The sequence below is a fragment of the Collinsella sp. AM20-15AC genome (assembly GCF_003471405.1).
Lineage (GTDB): Bacteria > Actinomycetota > Coriobacteriia > Coriobacteriales > Coriobacteriaceae > Collinsella.
The window spans coordinates 1-5,585 of sequence record NZ_QRJA01000047.1; the positions used below are offsets into that span (position 1 = coordinate 1).

Here is a 5,585-nt window from a genome sequence, read left to right on the forward strand (position 1 = left end):
GGCGCGAGAGCCTCGGACGATACGAGCGCTTCGTGCGCGAGCGCAGCGATCGCCGCGTGCTGTTGCTGGAGCTCGGCGTGGGCGAGATGACCCCCGGCGTCATCACGCTCCCGTTCTGGAGCATGACCGCGAAGCTGCCGGATGCGCACCTGTTGAGCGTCAACATCTCGAACGGCTCGGCTCCGCTGCAGCTCGGAAGCAAGGCAGGGGCGATTCAGGCAGATTTGGGCGCGCTGCTCTCGGCGGCGCGGACGGGCGACGGTGCTTAAGCCTCCTTGTTGGTCGCTTTAAGGTATGCATCGTCGCCCACGGGCTCCAGCCACTCGTTGGAGGTCTCCTCGCCCGGAACCTCCAACGCGAGATGCGAGAACCAGCTGTCGGGCGCGGCGCCGTGCCAGTGCTTCACCCCCGGGGCGATGTTGACCACGTCGCCGGGGCGCAGCTCCTGTGCCGGCTTTCCCCACTCCTGGTAAAACCCTCGACCAGCCACGCAGACGAGGATCTGCCCACCGCCGCTTTTGGCGTGATGGACGTGCCAGTTGTTGCGGCAGCCGGGCTCGAACGTCACGTTGTGGACACCGACCTGCTCGGTGGAAAGGGGCGCGAGGTAGCTTTGCCCGATAAAGTACTTCGCGAAGGCGTCGTTGGGGGCACCGATGGGGAAAACCATCTCGTTTTGGTGCTGAGCCCTTGCGTCGGCGGCATCGTCGGCCGCCCAGACCTCCTTCGCCATGCGGAAGGCAGCCCACGCCTTGGGCCAACCCGCATAAAACGCCGCGTGCGTAAGGATTTCCGCTATCTCCGTCCTGGTCACTCCATTGTTCTTTGCGGACATCAGGTGATATTTGAACGAAGAGTCCGTCAGCCCCTGCGACATCAGGGCAACCACCGTCACCACGCTGCGGTCGCGCAGGGAGAGCTCACTCTCTCGGCTCCACACCTCGCCGAACAGCACGTCGTCGTTGAGCTGTGCGAATTTGGGAGCGAACTCCCCCAGGGCGTCTCTGCCTGCCGTCTGTTTAACTGCCATGATCGATTTCCTCCTGTCGATAGTTTTGGCACAAATCTGTTTCCGCGCGGCCAAACAGCCCGGCTAGATTCCCATGCCCATTCGCCGCGCCTGCTCCAGAGCGGGATGCCCGGCGATTTCGCCCACGCCGTTCACGCCGCCGGCGAAAACCGTTCCAGCGAGCGTGCAGCGGGAGAAACAGTCAACCCATCCCTGCATCGCCTTTTTCGCCCCGTCGAAGGTCGAGCGCCCGTTCTCCGCCGCCGTCGCCAACAGATATGCCTCGGTGAATGCATAATCGGAGCCAAAAAGCGGGTTAGCGCGGTCCAGCATGGTTTTGAGCTGGCCGCAGACGCTGTAGTAGTAGACGGGCGTTGCAAACACCAGCACATCCGCATCGTGCATTTTGGCGGCAATTTCCACGGCATCGTCTTGGATGACGCAACGCCCCAACTTTAAGCAGGCAAGGCAGCCCCTGCAGAAGCCCATTTGCTTCTCGCGCAGACGCACGGTCTCAACGCTGTGACCTGCCTCCCGCGCGCCGTTGGCGAAAGCCTCCGCCAGCGTCTCGGAATTGCCATTCTTTCGTGGACTTGAAGAAACTATCAAAACCGTTTTGCCCATTACGGAATACCCCTTGCGCTCCCGATTTACATTGACGAGAATGAAGGTAATACCTAAACCTGACTTTAGGTCAAGGAATGAATTCGACATTGTTTCGGAGGAGCCATGTACACAATCGGACAGGTGGCGGAAATGTTCGGTTTGCCCGCTTCAACGCTGCGATATTACGACAAGCAGGGATTGTTCCCGGGGCTGGAGCGGGCATCCGGCATTCGCCGATTCAGCGATACGGAACTCGAAGCGCTTCGGGTCATCGAATGCCTAAAGAAGGCTGGAATGGAGATCAAGGACATCCGGCTGTTCATGGAATGGTGCGCAGAGGGTCCCTCAACATACCCCAAACGCAAGGCCATGTTCGAGGAGCGCAAGGCCCACATGGAGTCGGAGATCGTGAACATGAACCGCGCGCTCGACATGCTGAAGTTCAAATGCTGGTACTACGAGCAGGCAATCCAAGATGGCAACGAGGATAGAGTGAAGGCGCTGATTCCCGATAATTTGCCAGAAGAAATCAAAGATACCTACGATAACGCCCACACTCAATAATGCCGCCCGATGCTCAAGGGGCTTTGGCAAGGAGTCGTTTTAGGCAGATATGCAAAAAGATAGCCTCCGAACCAGAGGGTCCGGAGGCTTTTATTCCCGTTATTTCGCTGGTGGCTTTACTCTATGGCGGCGCCGAAACAGCATCAGGCGGTACTCGACGGTATCAAAACGCGAGTTCAAAAGCCAGTTCCCGCTATTCCCGCTCAGTGACTAATCCAGGCCGAGTGTTGTCGATGCGTGTCGCGTCGTACCGCCTAAGGGCTGATTCGTGCGCAATTTGGGCGAATCACGCCCTTGATTCGCGATTTTGTGAATGACTCAATTGATTCGCAAAACCGCAGGTCGCCTTTTTAATCACTCCCTAGTTTCCGCCGGGGTTCGTAGCGGGTGGCGTGAAAAGGGGTGATTCAAAGGGTCGGAGAGATGTCTATAGCGCAATCTTCTGGTATTGGCGCAGTGAGGGACTTCTCACCTCCATCAGTCCAAATCGTCAAGCTCCGAAAGACGTCGAGCTAGAGAAAAGGACCTATTTCCCGTCATGGATTGGGTTTACCTGCATGACTAGAGCCCTGGTGTAATTGGCTGGATCACCGTTCCGGGAACCGGTATCGACCTACCTGTCCGCCAAGCTCCTTCTTCAGCTCCAGCTTAGTATCTGACTCACACCGTTATAAGCAAAACCGAAGAGATGCGTCTTGGCCAAGAAATAAGGTTAGCCTTATCTTACTGCATGATTCGTGTGTTATAGTTAGATTGCTCTAACTGTTTGGGGGGCGATAGCCATGCACGAACGCAAGGGCTTCTGGGACAAGAATGCCGGTCGGTACGACCGTTTCATGCGAAAGGACCGGGCGGCGTATGAGAAGATGTATGAGCTGATCAGGCCGGTGGTGAAAGCAAAAACCGTACTGGAGGTTGCCACCGGCACGGGGCTTATCGCAAAGAGCATCGTGGATGCGGCGGTGCACATCGAGGCTACGGACGCTTCTGCACAGATGATCCTTGAAGCAAAGCGGGACAATCAATCCGCAAAGCTGCACTTTTCCGTACAAGATATGTTCCGCCTGCCCTATGCACAGAAGTCCTTCGAAGTGGTGATCGCGTCCAACGCGCTTCACATAGTGCCGCATCCGGAAAAGGCCCTGCAAGAAATCAGGCGGGTGCTGAAGGACGACGGCGTGCTCATCGCGCCAACCTTCACCCACGCGGGGAGCTCGGTTTCCGGCAAGGCAAAAGCCTTTTTCATGAGTATGGCGGGATTCCCCCTCCACAGCAGGTGGACAAGCGAGGAATACCTACGTTTCCTGCGTCAAAACGGCTGGGCGGTGCAGAAAAGCGCGGTGCTGAAGGCCTCGTTCCCGTTGACCTATGCGGAATGCACAAAATCGGAGGCGCCAGATGTCGTTCTTTGAAAACACCCGCAAGCCCGTGGGCCTCGGCGGAAAACTTATGGTTGCCATGATGAATCTGGGCCACAGCCCTGTGGCGCGGTGGGGGCTTCGATTTCTACGACTTACGCCAAACGCAAAGGTGCTGGATTGCGGCTGCGGCGGCGGGGCAAACATAAAACGGCTGCTGAAAAAATGCCCGTATGGCGTCGTCAAGGGCATCGACTATTCGCCCGTCAGCGTGGAGAAGGCTAGAAAGCTCAACCGAACTGCAATTCAGGAGGGGCGTTGCGCCGTTCTGCAAGGCAGTGTGGCGGATATGACGTTTGAGGATAGCTACTTCGATGCTGCCACGGCCTTTGAGACCGTCTATTTTTGGCCTGATTTGCCCCGATGCTTCCGTGAGGTCTGGCGGACGCTGAAGCCAGGCGGGAAAATTCTTATCTGCAACGAGAGCAATGGCGATACAGACAGGGACGAGAGGTGGACGCAGATCATCGGCGGCATGACCATCTACAAGGACATTGAATTAAAGGCGTGTTTGGAGCAGGCGGGTTTTCACGAGGTGCAGATACGCAAAAAGAAAAAGTGGCTCTGCGTCACGGCGCGGAAGTAAGGGCATCAAGCACGGGCGTTTTTGCATCCATCCTGCACATGGCGATAGGCATGACGGTCATAGCGGCTATGCTGGCGGCAATTATGACAGTTTTTATTCACTGAGGAAGAAACCTATGAAATATAAAATTGAGAAAAACACCGTGCAGGAGACGCTGATCCTCCCGCTGTATTCCCGGAAGCTGTGTACGGAGCTGTACCCGAACCTTTACAGGGATGAAACAGCGGTTCGCCTGCTCGACCAGATCGACTACGACTTTTCAGAGGCAGAGAAAAACTCCAGCAGCCTGATGCAGCGCTTTGGTGCGCTGGAGGTGGCCACACGGCAGAGTGATCTTGCTTTCGAGGTGCGGGATTACCTGAAAGGCCACCCCAATGCGGCGGTGGTCAATCTGGGCTGCGGGCTGGACAACACCGGCAGAACCTGCGACAACGGTAGATGCAAGATCTACAATCTGGACTTCCCGGATGTGATTGCCTTGCGGCAGCAGCTACTGCCCGCCGGGGATCGAGAACAAAATATCCCCTGCGACCTGAAAGACACCGCATGGTTTAGCAAAATCGATGCCTCCCGCGGGGCGGTGTTCTTTGCCTCCGGGGTGTTCTATTACTTTCTGACCCAGCAGGTCCGGGAACTGGTGCGGGGGATGGCGGACGCTTTCCCCGGCAGTGTGCTGGTCTTTGATGCTGCCAATCGGACGGCGGTAAAGATGATCGCAAAAACATGGCTTAAGACTGCAAAAATCAAGGATGTGGGGGCATATTTTGCGGTTTCGGATGCCGCCAAGGAAATCGGCACGTGGGACAGCCGTCTGCAGGTCACGAGTCGCGGCTATATGCTGGGCTACAACGATTTGAGAGACCCTTCTGTCAGCGGCTTTTTCCGGTTTCTCGCAAGGGTCGGTGACAACGGGATGAAAATGCAAATCGTGAAAATAAGATTTTGAGAGGCAAAAACGAAGCGCATTCACTTTGACGTCGAAGAAGACGGCTTTTACGGCGCATATTGGGCATGCAAGGATACGCATACAGCAGCGGGCACGGATTCAATTGAAACCGTGCCCGCTATCTGATACTATATTATTTTATCGAACGTCTGTTCTATTCCCACTCGCAAAATGAAACTTAATTCTAAACGCTTTTGTTTGGGAGATTTGATATCATTTGATTTTTCCTGATACCTATTATCCTTATCCTATGGGCTTGCCGAACTTTTGCTATCATTTGGCTATCAAGGAAATGGCTATCAACGGTAAAATTAGATTGGTTTCTCTGGTGGTTTACAACTACATTTTACCACGAAAGACAGGGAAATGCAATAACCTTCCTCGCTGTGGTGTATCAAGTGATCTTACCCCTTGATTGGCAACTTCATCCGAACACTTCCCACATTCATCCGCACA

The 5,585-nt window shown here is 55.5% G+C and carries 6 protein-coding genes and 1 pseudogene; 5 read left to right on the forward strand and 2 right to left on the reverse strand.

All coding sequences use genetic code 11. The annotated features are described in order from the left end of the window. Window positions 1-269: pseudogene (locus DW233_RS09860) on the forward strand (hypothetical protein); the annotation flags it as partial. Here the strand turns inward: DW233_RS09860 and DW233_RS09865 are convergent. Together DW233_RS09865 and DW233_RS09870 are read right to left on the reverse strand one after the other, a co-directional pair. After that, complete coding sequence (locus DW233_RS09865) at window positions 266-1,030, reverse strand: carboxymuconolactone decarboxylase family protein (RefSeq protein ID WP_055251066.1); 765 nt, start codon at window positions 1,028-1,030, stop codon at window positions 266-268. The pseudogene DW233_RS09860 and the gene DW233_RS09865 overlap by 4 nt on opposite strands. 63 nt (window positions 1,031-1,093) lie before the next feature. After that, window positions 1,094-1,633: a flavodoxin family protein gene (locus tag DW233_RS09870; protein WP_117563601.1), complete on the reverse strand. Its 540-nt coding sequence runs from the start codon at window positions 1,631-1,633 to the stop codon at window positions 1,094-1,096. Between the two features lie 105 nt (window positions 1,634-1,738). Here DW233_RS09870 and DW233_RS09875 point away from each other — a divergent pair, with 105 nt between their 5' ends. The 4 genes from DW233_RS09875 to DW233_RS09890 all read left to right on the forward strand — a co-directional run bounded on the left by DW233_RS09875 (window position 1,739) and on the right by DW233_RS09890 (window position 5,129). Then, window positions 1,739-2,179, forward strand: coding sequence for a MerR family transcriptional regulator (locus tag DW233_RS09875; protein ID WP_055251062.1), 441 nt, complete (start codon window positions 1,739-1,741; stop codon window positions 2,177-2,179). A gap of 782 nt (window positions 2,180-2,961) precedes the next feature. Further along, complete coding sequence (locus DW233_RS09880) at window positions 2,962-3,591, forward strand: class I SAM-dependent methyltransferase (protein WP_118268000.1); 630 nt, start codon at window positions 2,962-2,964, stop codon at window positions 3,589-3,591. Then, complete coding sequence (locus DW233_RS09885; RefSeq protein ID WP_118268002.1) at window positions 3,578-4,183, forward strand: class I SAM-dependent methyltransferase; 606 nt, start codon at window positions 3,578-3,580, stop codon at window positions 4,181-4,183. The genes DW233_RS09880 and DW233_RS09885 overlap by 14 nt, the downstream gene beginning before the upstream one ends. Window positions 4,184-4,298: 115 nt before the next feature. Further along, window positions 4,299-5,129 carry a class I SAM-dependent methyltransferase gene (locus DW233_RS09890; protein ID WP_118268004.1) on the forward strand — a complete coding sequence of 277 codons (831 nt, stop codon included), beginning with the start codon at window positions 4,299-4,301 and terminating at the stop codon, window positions 5,127-5,129. Window positions 5,130-5,585 lie beyond the last annotated feature (456 nt).

Coding starts and splice junctions, on each gene's coding strand:
- DW233_RS09865 (WP_055251066.1), bottom strand. CDS start 1,030: ATGGCAGTTAAACAGACGGCAGGCAGAGACGCCCTGGGGGAGTTCGCT.
- DW233_RS09870 (WP_117563601.1), bottom strand. CDS start 1,633: ATGGGCAAAACGGTTTTGATAGTTTCTTCAAGTCCACGAAAGAATGGC.
- DW233_RS09875 (WP_055251062.1), top strand. CDS start 1,739: ATGTACACAATCGGACAGGTGGCGGAAATGTTCGGTTTGCCCGCTTCA.
- DW233_RS09880 (WP_118268000.1), top strand. CDS start 2,962: ATGCACGAACGCAAGGGCTTCTGGGACAAGAATGCCGGTCGGTACGAC.
- DW233_RS09885 (WP_118268002.1), top strand. CDS start 3,578: ATGTCGTTCTTTGAAAACACCCGCAAGCCCGTGGGCCTCGGCGGAAAA.
- DW233_RS09890 (WP_118268004.1), top strand. CDS start 4,299: ATGAAATATAAAATTGAGAAAAACACCGTGCAGGAGACGCTGATCCTC.